Here is a 16849-nt window from a genome sequence, read left to right on the forward strand (position 1 = left end):
CATGAGCCTGCGGGCACGCATCAACTCCCCCGAGGAGCAGGGCAGCCGGGGCGAGGACGGACATCTGGTCGCCTCCTACCGGGCAAAGCTTCTGGAGGAGATCGACCTCGCGGAGATGAGTTCGCTGGCCGCCGCCGAGCGCCGGGCCCGGCTCGAACGCGTCCTCGGCCACATCATCAGCCGCGAGGGCCCGGTCCTCTCCACCGCCGAACGCGCCGGGCTCATCCGGCGTGTGGTGGACGAGGCGCTCGGCCTCGGCATCCTGGAACCCCTGCTGGAGGACGCCTCCGTCACCGAGATCATGGTCAACGGGCCCGACTCGATCTTCGTCGAGCGCGGCGGCCGGGTGGAACGGCTGGCGCTGCGCTTCGCCTCCGCCGACCAGCTCATGCAGACCATCGAACGCATCGTCTCCACCGTCAACCGCCGTGTGGACGAGTCCAATCCGATGGTCGACGCCCGGCTGCCCTCCGGCGAGCGCGTCAACGTCATCATCCCGCCGCTCTCCCTCAGCGGCCCCGTCCTCACCATCCGCCGCTTCCCGCGCTCCTACACCCTGAAGGAGCTGATCGGCTTCGGCTCGCTCGACGACCACATCCTCCTGCTGCTGGCCGGGCTGGTGCAGGCCAAGTTCAACGTGATCGTCTCCGGCGCCACCGGCACCGGCAAGACCACCCTGCTCAACTCCCTGTCCGGACTGATCCCGGCGCACGAGCGCATCATCACCATCGAGGACTCCGCCGAGCTCCAGCTCCAGCAGACCCATGTGGTCCGCCTGGAGTCCCGCCCGCCCAACGTCGAGGGCAGCGGCCAGGTCACCATCCGCGACCTCGTCCGCAACTCCCTGCGCATGCGGCCCGACCGCATCGTGGTCGGCGAGGTGCGCGGCGGGGAGTCGCTGGACATGCTCCAGGCCATGTCCACCGGCCACGACGGCTCGCTCGCCACCGTGCACGCCAACAGCGCCGAGGACGCCCTCACCCGGCTCCAGACCCTCGCCTCCATGTCCGACGTCGAGGTGCCCTTCGCCGCCCTGCACGACCAGATCAACAGCGCGGTGGACGTACTGGTCCAGCTCACCCGGTTCGCGGACGGCGCCCGCCGGATCACCGAGGTCGCCCTGCTGGACAGCCACGGTGGGGAGCCGTACCGGCTGGCGACCGTGGCCCGCTTCGACGCCCGCCCGATGACCGCCGACGGCCAGGTGCACGGCGCCTTCCAGTACTTCCCGCTGCCCCGGCGCACCGCCGACCGCCTCTACCTGGCCGGTCAGCCCGTGCCGCAGGCGTTCGGCGTGGCCCGCACCGAGGACCAGCTCGCCACCCGAGAGGCCAGGTAGGCCCATGGATCTTTCCGCCCTCGCGCAGCTCACCACCGGCATCACCCTGCTGACCTGCCTCCTCGCCGTCGCGGGCGTCCAGACCTACGCCTCCGGCCGGGCCCGGCGCGCGGCCCTGGAGGACCGGCTCGCACACGCCGACCAGGTGACGGAAGGCGGCCGCAAGCGGCACTTCCGCGGGCTGGACCGCAGGCTGCGCCGCACCGCGCTGGGCCGCGCGCTGCAACTGAGGCTCGCCGCCACCGGACTCGACCTCACCCCCGGCGAGTTCTTCGCCGGGATGCTCACCGCGGTCGCCGCCCTCTGGCTCGTCGGCCAGGCCACCCTCGCGCCCTTCTTCGGCCCGATCGCCGGACTCCTCGGCATCTGGGCGGCCGTGCAGTTCCTCAACTGGCAGCGACAGAAACGCATCGAGCGCTTCATCGGGCAACTCCCGGAACTCGCACGCATCCTGGCCAACGCCACCCAGGCCGGTCTCGCCCTGCGCACCGCCATCGGCATGGCCGCCGAGGAGCTGGAGGCCCCGGCCGGGGAGGAACTCTCACAAGTAGCCGACCAGTTGGCGATCGGCCACTCCATGGAGGACGCGCTCGGCGAACTCGCCGCCCGGCTGCCCTCCCGTGAACTCGTCGTGCTGGTCACGACCTTGGTGCTCTCCAACCGGGCCGGCGGCCAGGTCGTCTCCGCACTGCGCAACCTCACCGAGACGCTGGAGGAGCGCAAGGAGACCCGGCGCGAGATCCGTACCCAGCTCTCCCAGGTCACCATGACCTCGTACGCCGTGCCCGCCCTCGGCGTCGGCGCGCTCTTCCTGATGAACGGCGTCAAGGACGGCGCCCTGGAACGCCTGACCGGCTCCCCGGTCGGCCAGGGCTGCGTGATCGTCGCCTTCGCCCTGTACGCGGTCGGGTTCGTCCTCATCCGCCGCATGAGCCGGATCGACGTGTGAGGAGATGCAGGGGATGACGTACCGGATGGAACTCCCGCTCGCCCTGCTGGCGGCCCTCGGCGTCTGGGGCGCCTTCGCGGGCGTCCGCATGTACCGCGCCGAGACCAAGCTGCCCGACGACCTCGCCGTCGCCCTGGAGATCGGCGCCACCCGCACCGGCGCGGTCGGCTCCGTCATCGACCGCATGGGCATGCGGTACGCGCCCCTCGTGCTGCGCCTGATGGGCCCCAGGCTGGTCGCCCGCTACCGCCGCCGCATCGACCTCGCGGGCAACCCCGGCGGCCTCACCATCGACCGCTACGCCGCCCGCCGCGCGGTCTACGGCGTGCTCGGCACCCTCGGCTTCCTGGTCTTCCTCCTCCGGGGCCAGTGGTTCGTCGCCCTTCTCCTCCTCGCCTTCGGCGCCTTCTGGACCGAGGTCGGCATCTGGTCCGCGATCCGGGTCCGCCGGGACGTCATCGAGCGCACCCTGCCGGACTTCCTCGACGTCCTCGCCGTCGTCGTCAGCGCCGGCCTCGGCTTCCGCCAGGCCCTCGACCGCGTCTCCACCCGCTACGAGGGGCCCTGGGCCGACGAACTCCGCATCACACTGCGGCAGATGGACCTCGGCATGACCCGCCGCCAGGCGTTCACCGAACTCCGCCGCCGCAACGACTCCGAACAGGTCGCCATGTTCGTCACCGCCCTCCAGCAGGGCGAGGAACTCGGCGCCCCCATCGTCGACACCCTGGTCTCCCTGGCCAAGGACATGCGCCGCACCGACGCCCAGAACGCCCGCCGCAAGGCCGCCCGCGCGGTCCCCAAGGCCACGCTGATGATCACCACGTTCATGGTCCCGGCCACGATGCTCCTGCTGGGCGCGGGCCTGCTGCTGGGCTCCGGGGTGGACTTCGGGTCGTTGGCGGGGGAGTAGGGAAGGGAAGAAGCCTGGGGGGAGGTGGGGCATGGCGCGGAGCGGCACGGAAGAGAAGCCTCTGGTGACTGCCGCGACGGCGGGCGCCGAGGGGCGGCTCGGCGGCGGGCCCGCCGTACCCCCCGAGGGGCTTCAGGTGCGTGCGCTCCAAGCCGTCGGGCGGCAGGTGTTCGGGTTCCGGCTGGCGATGATCGTACTGGCCGCGCCCGCCGCGCTGCTCAACGCGGCGCCGGGGCTGGGAGCACGGCTGGTCGGGGCGGCCGTGGTGATCACGTTCATGGTGTCCTACGTGCTGTTCCGGGACTGGGGGCGGTTCGGGCCGCTGCTGCTGCGGCATCCGAGCCTGCTCGCCGCCGACACCCTCTTCGGGTCCCTGCTGCTGGTCTCCGCCGGCCCGGACACCACCCTCGCCTACGTCAGCGTCTGCACCCCGCTGCTGGCCGGGCTGCTCTACGGCTGGCGAGGTGCCGCCTTCTTCGCCTCGCTCCAGTCACTGATCCTGCTCCTCGTCCACGCCACCCTGGACGCCGGACGGCACACCGGCCTCGCGGAGACCCTGCTGCTGCCCGGCCTGTGCGTCATCACCGGCGCGATGGGCTCCACCCTGCGCAACCTGATGCTCCGGCTCGGCACCGCCACCCACGCCCTGACCGCCGTACGCGCCCGGCTGGCCGCCGCGGAGGCCGTGCAGTCCGAACGCGCCCGGCTCGCCCGGGAGATGCACGACTCCCTCGCCAAGACCCTGCACGGGGTGGCTCTCGCCTCCGACGCCCTCGCCGTCACCGCCTCGGCCGCCACCCCCGACCCCGCCCGGCTGCGCCAGGAGGCGGAACTGGTCGCCCGCTCGGCCCGCCGGGCGGCGGCGGAGTCGCGCGCGCTCCTCACCGACCTCCGCGAGGAGGCGCCGCAGGCACCGCTCTGGCCGCAACTCAATCTCCAAGCCGCCGAGTTCACCACCCGTACCGGCCTCCCCGTCATCTGCCACCGCACCGGCGACCCGCCACCATCCCTTCCCCCGGCCACCACCCGCGCCCTCCTCGCCCTCACCGCCGAGGCCCTCGACAACGCCCACCGCCACGCCAACGCCACCCGGGTCGTGCTGACATTCGGCGCCCAGGACGGCCACCTCCGCCTCTCGGTCCACGACGACGGCAAGGGCCTCCCTGCGGACGTCACCCTCCAAACCCTGCGCGCCGAGGGCCATTTCGGGCTGCTCGGCATGGTGGAGCGGGCCGCGTCCGTCGGGGCGCGCATCCGTACCGGCCGGGGCGAACACGCGTCCGGCACCGAGATCGTGGTCGAACTCCCCCTGCCCGACTGACCTCCGCGAAAGGAGACTCCGATGCCGTTCCCGCCCCCCACCGGCCCGCTGCGTCTCGTGGTCGCCGACGACAACCCCGTGGTCCGCGCCGGCCTCACCGCGCTGCTCTCCGGCCGCGAGGACACCACCGTGGTGGCCGAGGCGGCGGACGGCCGCGAGGCGTACGAGGCCGCGCTGCGGCACCGGCCGGACGTCGTCCTCCTCGACGTCCGGATGCCGGGTGTCGACGGAATCTCGGCATTGCCCCACCTGGTCCGGCTGGCGCCCGTCATGATGCTGACCTACAGCCATGAGAGCGGGACCGTGCGGGAGGCTTTGCGGCTGGGGGCGGGGGGATATCTGGTGCACGGGGAATTCGACACGGAACAGTTGGTGCGGGCGGTGCGGGATGTGTGCGAGGGGCGTCCGCATGTGACGCCGGGGGCGGTGCGCGCGCTGTTGCCTTCGGCGGTGGTGCCGGGTGCGAGTGCACACACGGGACCCGAACTTCCCGCTCCCGCTTGGCAAATGTCTGCAAAACCTCTTTCGCAACTGCAATCCCCTATGGGACAGTCATTCCGGTCGCGTTTTCAACTGAGTACCAGAGAGGCGGAGATCATGGACCTCGTCGCATCCGGCATGACGAACCATCAGATCGCCGCCACCTGCTTCATCAGCGAGAAGACCGTCAAGAACCACATCAACCACATCTTCGCCAAACTCCACACCACCAACAGAACCCAGGCGACGGCCAAGTGGTTAGGGGTGGCGTGAAATGCCCCCCACCCCCTGGGCCCAAACCTGGGCCCCCGGACCCTGGGCCCACCTCCTCCTACCGTCGTACGGTGCGCGGATCGGAGACATATCCGGAGGGGAACACCATGGGCGATCCGATTCTGAAGCTGCTGGTTGCCATGCAGCGCCGTACCAACGACAAAGGCCAGACCGCCGTCGAGTACCTGGGAATCATCGCGGTGGTGGTGGCGATCGTGCTGGCGGTGACGGGAACGAGTATCGGTTCGGCGATCCTCGACAAGATCATGACGCAGATCAACAAAATCGTGTGATGATCGCTCGCCGAAAAGGCGACGCCGGGCAGGTCTTCCCCATCTACATCACGGTGGTGGCGGGCCTGCTCTTTCTTGCCCTGGCCTATCTCGCGGTCGGTCAGGCCGCGGTCAACCGGAGCGGCGCCCAGACAGCCGCCGACGCCGCGGCCCTCGCCGCCGCGCAGGAGGCGCGTGACCAACTGGCCGACACCTGGGTGGACGACCTGCTCGACCCCACCAAGTGGGGTGACATCTTCGACGGCACCGCACCCGTCGACAACCCGTGCTGGCGGGCGGGTGAGCTGGCGGCGCAGAACGACGCGCAGCTCGACGGCTGCGACGGCGGCGCGCTGGAATACACCGCCGACGTCACGACCAACAAGACGGTCGGGCATTCCGTCGTGCCGGGCACGGACGGCCTCAAGGCCACCGCCTCCGCCACCGCCGTGATCAAGCCGCTCTGCACCTTCGACCTCGTCGGCGCCGGCCATGCGCTGCCCCAACTCGACTGCGACGGAATCCTCTGGGACCTCAAGCCGGACGGTGGCGGTGACCTGCCCGGCCCCGAAGACCTCTTTGACGTCCATCTGGCCGACTGACCAGTGAACGACCAGCGATGAAGGAAGCGGAGCGATGAATATCGGATTCAGTGCAAGGGCTCGAAGGGGGGCGGTCGCCCTGGCCATCGCGACGGGTCTTGCTGTAGGTGTGGTGAGTTGCGGGGGTGGCGGCGACGACAAGAAGCCCGAGTCCTCGGCCTCGGCCTCCGCATCCAAGAACAACGGTTCCGGGCCGAGCACCCAGGAAGGACAGTCGCAAGACCCGATCGCCGAACTGCGGGGTCAGGACGGCCTGCTGCTCCAGGTCACCTCTGCCGACCGCGATTCGGGCGGCTTCGTCACCGTCAACGGGGTACTGAAGAACGACGGCGCCAAATCGCTGGTCATTCCGTCCGGTCTCCGTGGTGACGAGACCGAGATCGTGCAGCACGGCACGTCCCTGGGCGGCGCGACCCTCGTGGACCCCAAGGGCAAGAAGCGCTACTACGTGCTGCGGGACACCGACGGCCGGCCGCTGACGACCACCGGGCTGACGACGATCCAGTCCGGCCAGACCATCCCGGTCTTCATCCAGTTCCCCGCCCCGCCCGAGGGCACCGCCGAGGTGACGCTCCAGTTGCCGACGTTCTCCAGTGCCCCTCTGAAAATCTCCGACTGAGGCCCCCCGTGACCCCCACCCGTCTCGCCCGCCTCCTAGCGGTCGCCGCGACCGCGGCCCTTCTTACGCCCATGGCGCCCGCCCACGCGGACGGTCCCAGTGAGCCGCCCGGTACGGAGCCGAGTGCCGCCGCGCCGGTGAAGGTGGACCCGACCGATCCGGATCTGAAGCTGCCGGAGGGCGCCACGCTCGCGGGAGCGAAGGTGCTGGACATCAAGTCGGTCGTCGAGGACCAGAGCGGCGAGGAACGCCGCGAGGACACCAACGCCGACGTCACCTTCGCCCTCCAGGCAGAAGTCCTCTTCGGCAAGGACAGCGCCAAGCTCGGCCCCGAGGCCCGCGCCCGCATCACCGCCATCGCCGAGGAGATCGAGAAGCAGAAGGCCACCCGCGTACGCGTCTTCGGCTTCACCGACAACCTCGGCTCCTCCGCCCACGGCGACGTCCTCTCCAAGCGCCGCGCCAACGCCGTACAGGCCGTACTCGACCAGGACCTCAACGCCCCCGACGTCACCTTCGAGGTACGCGGCTACGGCGAGCAGTACCCCATCGCCGACAACTCCACGGAGGCGGGCCGAAAGAAGAACCGCCGGGTGGAGGTCTCCTTCCCCCGCACCGCCCGGTAGCCGCGCCTACCCCACCGACACCGACACCCCCGCCACCAGCCCCCAGCCGGCCATCACCCCGGCCCCGGCCTCCAGTACGTGCCGGGACCGGAGCCGGGGCAGGCCCAGGCGGCCCGGGGGCATCGTGCGTACGGCCAGTACGCGCAGCGAGCGGTCCAGGTAGGCCACGTCGATGGCCATCCGCATCCCGAAGGTGTGCACACTCGCGGCCGGCGACAGCAGCAGCGCCCCCTCCACCGCGTCCCGCCCGAGCAGCCCTCTGGTCCGCGCCCGGTAGGACACCGCCCGCTCCAGCGGAACGGACAGATCACCGCCCGCCCGATGCACCGTCAGAGTCCCGTGCCCGTCCCGCCAGCGCGCCATCCCGCCCCACCTCCGCCGGGACCGTACCCACCGTCCACAGCGCCCACGCGATTGTCAGTGCCCCCTGTCAGACTCCGGACCATGACAGCCGAGCAAGAAGACGTACGCCTGCGTGGCGTGACCGAGGACGACCTCGAGATCTTCCTCGCCTTCGAACACGACCCGGAGGCCGTCCGCAGGTCCCGGTTCACCCCGCGCCCCAGGGACGCCTTCCTCACCCACTGGCGCACCCGCATCCTCCCCGACCCCGACTGCCTGGTCCGGACGGTCACCGTGGCCGGCGAGGTCGCGGGCAACGTCGTCTCCTGGACGCAGGACGGCAGACGCTTCGTCGGCTACTGGCTGGGCCGCCCCTACTGGCGCCGGGGCATAGGCACCCGCGCCCTCGGCCTCTTCCTCACCGAGGAACCCGTACGCCCGCTGTACGCCGACCCCGCCGCCGGCAACACGGCGTCCGTCGCCCTGCTGGAGCGGCACGGCTTCACGCGGGTGGGGGAGCCGGACGAGGAGGGCTTCGCGCTCCTGGTCCTCGACGGACCGGCCCCCAAAACCCCGTGACGCCGGGCCACCCGTTCCACAACCATGGCCCCATGAACAGGACTTTCGAGGAGCTGGTGGCCGAAGGCGCCGCCGTGCCCACCGACGGCTGGGACTTCTCCTGGTTCGCCGGCCGGGCCACGGAGGAGCGGCCGGAGTGGGGCTACGCCCGTTCGGCGGGGGAGCGGCTGGCGCGGGCGCGGGCCGCGCTCGACCTCCAGACCGGCGGCGGCGAGGTACTCGACTTCGCGCTGGGGCAGGCCGCCCCGGCCCGCCCCACCGTGCTCGCCGCCACCGAGGGCTGGCCCCCCAACGCGGCGCGGGCCACCACGCTGCTCGCCCCGCACGGAGCGGTGGTCGTCGCCTCCCAGGACACCGCGCCCCTGCCCTTCGCCGACGCCGCCTTCGACCTGGTGCTCAGCCGCCACCCCGTGGCTCCTCACTGGCCGGAGATCGCCCGGGTGCTGGAGCCGGGAGGCACCTACTTCGCCCAGCACGTCGGACCGGCCAGCGCCTTCGAGCTGGTCGAGTACTTCCTCGGGCCGCAGCCGGCGGAGGTGCGCGCGGGCCGGGACCCCGGGCGGGAGCGGGCAGGAGCCGAGGCGGCCGGGCTCGAGGTCGAGGAGCTGCGGACGGCGCGGCTGCGGATGGAGTTCCACGACATCGCCGCCGTCGTGCACTTCCTGCGCAAGGTGATCTGGATGGTGCCGGGCTTCACCGTCGAGGCGTACGAGGACCGGCTGCGGGCGCTTCATCAGGAGATCGGGGCGGGTGGCCCGTTCGTGGCGCACAGCACCCGCCAGCTGTTCGTGGCCCGGAAACCGGCCGCCGAAGGTGCCGTCGTTTAGTCGTCGCTTAGCGGAATGGTCAAGTCACCGTTCGTCGGCGGGGTCGTCCGTCGGAGGGACCCCGGAGCGGGTCCGTAGGGTTCGCTGAAGTGGCGTAAAAACCTGATGATCGTTCGCTGAGGGGACGGATCGCCTGGGAATCCGCCGTGAACCGGCCACGGGACACCCCTGAACCAAGAACTCCGCGCTCACCGCGCCGTCGCCGGGCGACTCCGCTGCGTAGTTGTGGCGCGCCGGGGCACGCTTCTTCCCTCACGAAGGGTTATGGTGGAAACCCCCCCTCGGGCCGGTCCGTCTCCCCCCCACGGACCGGCCCGTTTTTCTTGGGCGCGCGCGGCGCGGGTAGGCTCGGCGTCCGCGGGAACAGCGACCGCGGTGTTTTGGAGGGGCTCTCACGTGAACCTGCGCGACAAGCTGCGCGGCCTGCTGGTCAGGGTCTACGCACGCCGGGTGGAAGGTCACCTGGACCACGCGTCGGTGCCGGAGCACATCGGCGTCATCATGGACGGCAACCGCCGCTGGGCGAAGGCCGCGGGTTCCAGCACGGTCCACGGCCACCGGGCCGGCGCCGAGAAGATCGAGGAATTCCTCGGCTGGTGCGACGAGACCGATGTCAAGGTCGTCACCCTCTGGCTGCTCTCCACGGACAACTTCGACCGGCCGCAGGACGAGCTGGGACCCCTGCTGGACATCATCGACGGGGTCGTACGCACCCTCGCCGAGGACGGCCGCTGGCGGGTGCACCACGTCGGGACCCCCGACCTGCTGCCCGCAGGGATGCAGCAGACCCTCAAGCAGGCCGCCGAGAGCACCGCCCACGTCGACGGCATAGTGGTCAACGTGGCCATCGGCTACGGCGGCCGGCAGGAGATCGCCGACGCCGTGCGCGCCATGCTGGCCGACGCCCAGGACAAGGGCGTCACCCTGGGAGAACTCGCCGAGTCGGTCGACGTCGACATGATCGGCCGCCACCTCTACACCGGCGCCCAGCCCGACCCCGACCTGGTCATCCGCACCAGCGGCGAGCAGCGGCTCTCCGGGTTCATGCTCTGGCAGACCGCCCACTCGGAGTACTACTTCTGCGACGTCTTCTGGCCGGCCTTCCGCAAGGTCGACTTCCTGCGCGCCCTGCGCGACTACGCGGCCCGGCACCGCCGCTACGGCGGCTGACCGGCGCCCCGCGCCCGCACCACGACACCTCAGGCACCCCGTCGGCACCCGTCCGGCGGGGTGCCCCCGTGTACCCGGCCCCGCCCGGAAGTAACAAGGAGTTCACCGGCCTGCCGGTGGCCGCTTCTGCATGGTCGCGCGAGATCGAGGGCATAACGCTTTCAGGCCGACACCCGAACCACGGGCGTCGGACTCAGCGGGCGGCACGGGGTCGCCCGCCCGGGAGGTCCTTTGCACCAGCCCGACCGCGCCTCGCAGGCACGGCAGCAGTGGCGGAGGGCCGGTCTGCGGCCCGCCGCGCGCGGGGACCACAGACCGGTCCAGTTCCACCTCGTCGCTCCCCGACCTCATCCGAGGGGGTACGTCCTTCCGTGGTGACCAGCACAAAGCGCCACAAGCCCGACCGGCGCACCTATGTTCTCGACACCAGCGTCCTGCTGGCCGACCCCAACGCCGTGACCCGGTTCGAGGAGCACGAGGTAGTGCTCCCGATCGTCGTGGTCACCGAGCTGGAGGCCAAGCGGCACCATCCCGAACTCGGGTACTTCGCCCGCCAGGCCCTGCGCCTGCTGGACGACTACCGGGTGCGGTACGGCCGACTCGATGCCCCCATCCCGATCGGGGAACTCGGCGGGACCGTCCGTGTCGAGCTCAACCACTCGGACCCCAGCGTGCTGCCCAGCGGCTACCGCCTGGGGGACAACGACTCCCGCATCCTCGCGGTCGCCCGGAATCTCCAGGCCGAGGGGTTCGACGTCACCGTCGTGTCGAAGGACCTGCCGCTCAGGATCAAGGCGTCCTCGGTCGGTCTGCTGGCCGAGGAGTACCGCGCCGAACTCGCCATCACGGACTCCTCCGGCTGGACCGGCATGTCCGAGCTGACGCTCCCCGGTGAACAGGTGGACATCCTCTTCGAGGAAGGCCGCGTGTTCGTCCCCGAGGCGTCCGAGCTGCCCGTGCACACCGGACTGACCATCCAGTCCGAGCGCGGCAAGGCGCTCGGCCGGGTCACCCCGGACGGCAGCGTCCGGCTGGTGCGCGGCGACCGGGAGGCGTTCGGCATCAAGGGCCGCAGCGCCGAGCAGCGCATCGCGCTCGACCTGCTGCTCGATCCGGACGTCGGCATCCTCTCCATGGGCGGCCGCGCGGGCACCGGCAAGTCGGCGCTGGCGCTCTGCGCCGGCCTGGAGGCGGTCCTGGAGCGCCGTCAGCACCAGAAGGTGATGGTCTTCCGGCCGCTGTACGCGGTCGGCGGGCAGGAACTCGGCTATCTGCCGGGCAGCGAGTCGGAGAAGATGGGCCCCTGGGCCCAGGCGGTCTTCGACACGCTCTCGGCGGTCACCAGCCGGGAGGTCATCGAGGAGATCACGGCGCGCGGGATGCTGGAGGTCCTCCCGCTCACCCACATCCGCGGCCGCTCGCTGCACGACGCCTTCGTGATCGTGGACGAGGCGCAGTCGCTGGAGCGCAACGTGCTGCTGACGGTGCTCTCCCGGATCGGCGCCAACTCGCGGGTGGTGCTCACCCATGACGTGGCGCAGCGGGACAACCTGCGTGTCGGCCGCTACGACGGCGTGGTGGCCGTCGTGGAGAAGCTGAAGGGGCATCCGCTCTTCGCGCACGTCACGCTGAACCGGTCCGAAAGGTCCCAGATCGCGGCGCTGGTGACCGAAATGCTGGAGGACGGCCACATCTGACCCGTCCTCGGACAACCACAGACGCCGCCCGGCGAAGCCGAAGAGCTTAGCCGGGCGGCGTCTGCGTGCGCTGGTATTTCCTGAATTCCCTTGGGCCAAACGAGGTGTGAGCTTTCACACGCAACTCGGAATTGCCACTCGCCGCCGGGTTACGGCAGAGTCTCAGTCCTGTCAGGCCCCGCATACGACACACCTGTACCCCGAGGCACGTTCCAGCCCCCCGGCAGGCGCGATCCACGGAGCAAGTCGCCAACTCCATAGCGTCGTCGTATGCCGCCCGAGTATCACGCGGCGCTCCCCGTGCGGGAGTTCCCACCGGGCCCGTGTCTCCTGTGACCCTTCAGTTGGGAGGCCAGTGTCGGGGGCACGATTGCGTCCGCCACGGTCACCGAAGCGGGCGATGCTGGAAGGAAACCGTGTGAGCCGGATTTCGGTCCGGGGATTCGCAGTGGCCTCGGCCACCGCGGTCACCGCCGTAGGAAGCGTCGTCGGAGTTGCCTCGGGCAGCGTCGCGCAGAACAACGACGCCGAGCCGACGGCTGCCGACACCACGCTTCTCGCTGAGCTCCCCGCGGATCAGCAGGCGCAGGTTCAGACCGCGTCCCTGACGCAGCAGGCGGACGCGCAGGCCATCGCGGCCGACGCGAGCGCCAAGAAGGACGCGGAGGCAGCGGCCCGCAAGGCCGCCGCCGAGACGGCCATCGCCAAGAAGAAGGACGCCGAGAAGGCGGCCGAGCTGGCGAAGGAGCGTGCCGAGACCAAGGCCGCCGCCGCCAGCCGTGACGATGTCCGCGACGCCTCCAGCTTCGCCCCCCAGGGCAGCTACTCCGTCGGCCAGATCCAGGCCATGGCCCGTCAGATGGTGGGCGCCGGCCAGTTCCAGTGCTTCAGCAACATCGTCGACCACGAGTCGAGCTGGAACTACCGTGCCGTGAACGCCTCCTCCGGTGCCTACGGTCTCTTCCAGGCCCTGCCCGGCTCCAAGATGTCCTCCGTGGGCGCCGACTGGCAGACCAACCCGGCCACCCAGATCAAGTGGGGCCTCAACTACATGGACAGCCGCTACGGCAGCCCGTGCGAGGCGTGGACCTTCTGGCAGGCCAACCACTGGTACTAGGCCGCTTCCTGACACCGGCCGCGCGCAGCCCCTCCCCCTCACGGGGTGAGGGGCTTTCGCCATGTACGGTCGTCCTCGCAACGTTCCCCGACGCGACGAAGCGCGCCGGAGTGGGCCTGGGACGCGGGGGAAGGGTACGGACATGACGCGAATGCCAGGATGGCTCGGACGGCTCGGTGCCGGACTGACCGAGATGAGCGAGCGCCTGGACGAGCGCCGCGCCGAGGTCCAGAAAGAGCACGCCGGACCCGAGGGACCCCCCGAGGCGGTGGCCGTACCCGCGCCCCGCCCGGCGCCCCCCGTCCCGCGCCCCGACCCCGCGCACGCCGTGCCGTGGGGAGTCCGGGTCGCGGCCGAGGCGGGCTGGCGCCTGCTGGTGCTGGCCGGCACGGTCTGGGTGCTGATGCGGGTCATCAGCGCCGTCCAGCTCGTGGTGTTCGCCTTCGTGGTCGCCCTGCTGGTGACCGCGCTGCTCCAGCCGACCGTGGCCCGCCTGATGCGGTACGGCATGCCGCGCGGTCCGTCGACGGCGCTCACCGCCATATCGGGCTTCGTGATCATCGGGCTGCTCGGCTGGTTCGTGACCTGGCAGGTCATGGAGAACATCGACACCCTCTCCAGCCAGATCCAGAACGGCATCGACGATCTGCGCAACTGGCTGCTCAAGAGCCCGTTCCACGTCACCGACAAGCAGATCAACCAGATCGCCAAGAACCTCCGCGAGGCCGTCGGGGCCAACACCGACCAGATCACGTCCGCCGGTCTCGAGGGAGTCCAGGTCGTCGTCGAGGCGCTGACCGGCATCCTGCTGGTCTTCTTCTCCACGCTCTTCCTGCTCTACGACGGCAGGCGGATCTGGGAGTGGTTCCTGAAGCTGGTCCCCGCCGCCGCCCGTCCGGGCGTGGCCGGTGCCGGTCCGCGTGCCTGGGCCACCCTGACCGCGTATGTGCGGGGCACGGTGCTGGTGGCGCTGATCGACGCCATATTCATCGGGCTCGGGATCTACTTCCTCGATGTGCCGATGGCGGTGCCGCTGGCGGTCTTCATCTTCCTGTTCTCGTTCATCCCGCTGGTCGGCGCGGTCGCCTCCGGCGCGCTCGCCATCGTGGTCGCGCTGGTGACGCAGGGCGTGTTCACCGCGCTGATGACGCTGGTGGTGGTGCTCGCGGTCCAGCAGATCGAGGGCCACGTCCTCCAGCCGTTCATCCTGGGCCGCGCGGTCCGGGTGCACCCGCTCGCGGTGGTCCTCACGGTCGCGGCCGGCGGCATGGTGGCCGGCATCGGCGGCGCGGTGGTCGCCGTCCCGCTGGTGGCGGTGACGAACACGGTGGTGGGCTATCTGCGGAAGTACTCGGCGGAGCAGGACCGGCCGGTGACGGAGATAGGGGACCCGGCCGACGCGACGGCCGAGCCCGCGCCGCCGGCCGAAGAGGCGGAGCCGGCCCGGAGCACCGTCCCCGACGACGCCCGTGAAACCACCGAAGGCCCCGCTCAGCAGGTCTGAGCGGGGCCTTCGGGCGGGGTACTACTCGGCGAGGACGGCCTCGGCGTCAACGGTGACGCCGACCGCCTGGATCACCGAGGCGATCTTGAACGCCTCCTGGATCACCTCGCGCTCGACGCCGGCCTTGCGGAGCACCTGCTCGTGCGAGTCGAGGCACAGGCCGCAGCCGTTGATCGCGGAGACCGCGAAGGACCACAGCTCGAAGTCGACCTTGTCGACGCCGGGGTTGCCGATGACGTTCATCCGCAGCCCGGCGCGCAGGGTGCCGTACTCGTGGTCCGACAGCAGGTGCCGGGTGCGGTAGAAGACGTTGTTCATCGCCATGATGGCGGCGGCGGACTTGGCCGCCGTGTACGCCTCGGGCGAGAGGGCGGCCTTGGCCTCCGGCTCCAGCTCACGCAGCACGATGGGGGAGCGCGAGGCGATCGCGGTCGCCAGCACGGTGCCCCAGAGCTGCTGGGCCGGGAGGTCGGAGTTGCCGATGACCGAGCCCAGGTTGAGCTTCAGGTCCTTGGCGTAGTCCGGGACGCGGGACTTCAGCGAGTCGAGCGACATGGGTCACTCACCAGCCAGCAGCGCGACCGGGTCGAGGGTGTCCTCGCCCTTGCTCCAGTTGCACGGGCACAGCTCGTCCGTCTGGAGGGCGTCGAGGACCCGCAGGACCTCCTTGGGGTTACGGCCGACGGAGCCGGCGGTCACCATGGTGAACTGGATCTCGTTGTTCTGGTCGACGATGAAGACGGCGCGCTTGGCGAAGCCGTCCTCGCCCTCGATGCCCAGGTCGCGCATCAGCTCGTGCTTGGAGTCGGCCATCATCGGGAACGGCAGGTCGGTCAGGTCCGGGTGGTCCTTGCGCCAGGCGTGGTGGACGAACTCGGAGTCACCGGAGAAGCCGAGGATCTGCGCGTCACGGTCGGCGAACTCGTCGTTCAGCTTGCCGAAGGCGGCGATCTCGGTCGGGCACACGAAGGTGAAGTCCTTGGGCCACGCGAAAACGATCTTCCACTTGCCCTCGTAGGTCTTGTGGTCGATCGTCTCGAACTCCTTGCCCTTCTCCAGCGAGACGCAGGCGGTCAGTTCGAACTCGGGGAACTTGTCACCGACAGTGAGCACGTACTCTCCTTGCAGCGCGGGGACACCCCAGCTTGCGGGATGTCTCCCATGGGTTGGACTGCGCCGATGGTGGCACAGGGTGGATTGATTAGTGAAATAGCTACACTCGGTCCGGTTGATCGGAGGTGGCTATCAGTGACCATCAGTAGCGGCAAGCGGAAGCAGCCGACCCTGGCGCAGCTGCGCGCCTTCACCGCGGTCGCCGAGCATCTGCACTTCCGGGACGCGGCCGCCGCCATCGGGATGAGCCAGCCCGCGCTCTCCGGGGCGGTCGCCGCGCTGGAGGAGGCCCTCGGCGTGGCCCTGGTGGAGCGGACGACCCGCAAGGTGCTGCTCTCCTCGGCCGGCGAGCGGCTCGCGGTGCGGGCCAGGGCGGTGCTGGCCGAGATGGGCGCGCTGCTGGAGGAGGCCGAGGCGGTACGGGCGCCCTTCACCGGGGTGCTGCGGCTCGGCGCCATCCCGACCGTCGCCCCCTATCTGCTGCCGACCGTGCTGCGCCTGGTGCACGAGCGCTATCCGCAGCTCGACCTCCAGGTGCACGAGGAGCAGACCGCGGGCCTGCTGGAGGGCCTGCACTCCGGTCGGCTGGACCTGCTGCTGCTCGCGGTGCCGCTCGGTGTGCCCGGGGTGAGTGAACTCCCGCTGTTCGACGAGGACTTCGTGCTTGTCACCCCGCTCGGCCATGAACTCGGCCGGCGCAGCGGCATCCCGCGCGAGGCGCTGCGCGAGCTGAACCTGCTGCTGCTGGACGAGGGGCACTGCCTGCGCGACCAGGCGCTGGAGATCTGCCGGGAGGCCGGGCGGGAGATCCGGGGCGGGGGCGCGGCTCCGGTCACCACGACCGCCGCCGGACTCTCCACCCTGGTCCAGCTGGTCGCGGGTGGCCTCGGCTGCACCCTGCTGCCCCGTACCGCGACACGGCTGGAGGCGACCCGGGGCAGCAAGGTCCTCACCAGCTCGTTCGCCGGTCCGGCCCCGAGCCGCCGGATCGCCCTCGCCATGCGCACGGCCACGGCCCGCTCCGCCGAGTACGAGGAGCTGGCCGCGGCCCTGCGCGAGGCGATGAGCCCGCTGCCCGTACGGATCACGGGCGCGGCGGACTGACC

General features: G+C 70.8%; 19 protein-coding genes. 16 read left to right on the forward strand and 3 right to left on the reverse strand.

All coding sequences use genetic code 11. From position 1 onward, the window contains the following. Position 1 precedes the first annotated feature (1 nt). From D0Z67_RS18585 to D0Z67_RS18625, 9 genes are all read left to right on the forward strand, one after another. Complete coding sequence (locus D0Z67_RS18585; protein WP_031180959.1) at positions 2–1339, forward strand: TadA family conjugal transfer-associated ATPase; 1338 nt, start codon at positions 2–4, stop codon at positions 1337–1339. A gap of 4 nt (positions 1340–1343) precedes the next feature. Next, the gene (locus D0Z67_RS18590; RefSeq protein ID WP_031180960.1) at positions 1344–2288 is read left to right on the forward strand and encodes a type II secretion system F family protein; all 945 of its coding nucleotides are present in this window, start codon (positions 1344–1346) and stop codon (positions 2286–2288) included. 25 nt (positions 2289–2313) lie between these two features. After that, positions 2314–3201, forward strand: a complete 888-nt coding sequence (locus D0Z67_RS18595; RefSeq protein ID WP_031180961.1) for a DUF5936 domain-containing protein — start codon at positions 2314–2316, stop codon at positions 3199–3201. 64 nt (positions 3202–3265) lie between these two features. Continuing rightward, positions 3266–4522, forward strand: a complete 1257-nt coding sequence (locus tag D0Z67_RS18600) for a sensor histidine kinase (RefSeq protein ID WP_234312728.1) — start codon at positions 3266–3268, stop codon at positions 4520–4522. A gap of 21 nt (positions 4523–4543) precedes the next feature. After that, positions 4544–5275, forward strand: a complete 732-nt coding sequence (locus D0Z67_RS18605) for a response regulator transcription factor (protein WP_031180963.1) — start codon at positions 4544–4546, stop codon at positions 5273–5275. Positions 5276–5382: 107 nt separating this feature from the next. Further along, a complete protein-coding gene (locus D0Z67_RS18610; protein ID WP_031180964.1) occupies positions 5383–5568 on the forward strand; it encodes a membrane protein in 186 nt (61 codons plus the stop codon). Next, a complete protein-coding gene (locus D0Z67_RS18615) occupies positions 5568–6149 on the forward strand; it encodes a pilus assembly protein TadG-related protein (protein ID WP_031180965.1) in 582 nt (193 codons plus the stop codon). The genes D0Z67_RS18610 and D0Z67_RS18615 overlap by 1 nt, the downstream gene beginning before the upstream one ends. Positions 6150–6183: 34 nt before the next feature. Next, a complete protein-coding gene (locus D0Z67_RS18620) occupies positions 6184–6768 on the forward strand; it encodes a hypothetical protein (RefSeq protein ID WP_031180966.1) in 585 nt (194 codons plus the stop codon). 8 nt (positions 6769–6776) lie between these two features. Further along, the gene (locus tag D0Z67_RS18625) at positions 6777–7394 is read left to right on the forward strand and encodes an OmpA family protein (protein ID WP_031180967.1); all 618 of its coding nucleotides are present in this window, start codon (positions 6777–6779) and stop codon (positions 7392–7394) included. A gap of 6 nt (positions 7395–7400) precedes the next feature. Here D0Z67_RS18625 and D0Z67_RS18630 read toward each other — a convergent pair whose 3' ends face one another. After that, the gene (locus D0Z67_RS18630; protein ID WP_031180968.1) at positions 7401–7757 is read right to left on the reverse strand and encodes a DUF192 domain-containing protein; all 357 of its coding nucleotides are present in this window, start codon (positions 7755–7757) and stop codon (positions 7401–7403) included. A gap of 81 nt (positions 7758–7838) precedes the next feature. Between D0Z67_RS18630 and D0Z67_RS18635 the strand changes: the two genes are divergently transcribed. From D0Z67_RS18635 to D0Z67_RS18665, 6 genes are all read left to right on the forward strand, one after another. Continuing rightward, positions 7839–8315: a GNAT family N-acetyltransferase gene (locus tag D0Z67_RS18635; RefSeq protein WP_031180969.1), complete on the forward strand. Its 477-nt coding sequence runs from the start codon at positions 7839–7841 to the stop codon at positions 8313–8315. Positions 8316–8347: 32 nt separating this feature from the next. Continuing rightward, positions 8348–9142: a methyltransferase domain-containing protein gene (locus D0Z67_RS18640; protein ID WP_037774985.1), complete on the forward strand. Its 795-nt coding sequence runs from the start codon at positions 8348–8350 to the stop codon at positions 9140–9142. Positions 9143–9538: 396 nt separating this feature from the next. Further along, on the forward strand, positions 9539–10312 hold the full coding sequence (locus D0Z67_RS18645; RefSeq protein WP_031180971.1) for an isoprenyl transferase: 774 nt from the start codon (positions 9539–9541) through the stop codon (positions 10310–10312). Positions 10313–10683: 371 nt separating this feature from the next. Next, a complete protein-coding gene (locus tag D0Z67_RS18655) occupies positions 10684–12009 on the forward strand; it encodes a PhoH family protein (protein WP_031180972.1) in 1326 nt (441 codons plus the stop codon). A 418-nt stretch (positions 12010–12427) separates the two neighbouring features. Then, entirely contained in the window at positions 12428–13126 is a 699-nt protein-coding gene (locus D0Z67_RS18660; protein ID WP_031180973.1) for an aggregation-promoting factor C-terminal-like domain-containing protein, read from the forward strand. A 142-nt stretch (positions 13127–13268) separates the two neighbouring features. Beyond that, the gene (locus D0Z67_RS18665; RefSeq protein WP_078873252.1) at positions 13269–14630 is read left to right on the forward strand and encodes an AI-2E family transporter; all 1362 of its coding nucleotides are present in this window, start codon (positions 13269–13271) and stop codon (positions 14628–14630) included. 21 nt (positions 14631–14651) lie between these two features. Here D0Z67_RS18665 and D0Z67_RS18670 read toward each other — a convergent pair whose 3' ends face one another. Together D0Z67_RS18670 and D0Z67_RS18675 are read right to left on the reverse strand one after the other, a co-directional pair. Then, complete coding sequence (locus D0Z67_RS18670; RefSeq protein ID WP_031180975.1) at positions 14652–15185, reverse strand: alkyl hydroperoxide reductase; 534 nt, start codon at positions 15183–15185, stop codon at positions 14652–14654. Positions 15186–15188: 3 nt separating this feature from the next. Continuing rightward, a complete protein-coding gene (locus tag D0Z67_RS18675) occupies positions 15189–15743 on the reverse strand; it encodes a peroxiredoxin (RefSeq protein WP_031180976.1) in 555 nt (184 codons plus the stop codon). 135 nt (positions 15744–15878) lie between these two features. Between D0Z67_RS18675 and D0Z67_RS18680 the strand changes: the two genes are divergently transcribed. Continuing rightward, positions 15879–16847 carry a hydrogen peroxide-inducible genes activator gene (locus tag D0Z67_RS18680; RefSeq protein WP_031180977.1) on the forward strand — a complete coding sequence of 323 codons (969 nt, stop codon included), beginning with the start codon at positions 15879–15881 and terminating at the stop codon, positions 16845–16847. The last annotated feature ends 2 nt before the right edge of the window (positions 16848–16849 follow it).

It is taken from the genome of Streptomyces seoulensis (genome assembly GCF_004328625.1).
Classification (GTDB): Bacteria; Actinomycetota; Actinomycetes; order Streptomycetales; family Streptomycetaceae; genus Streptomyces; species Streptomyces seoulensis.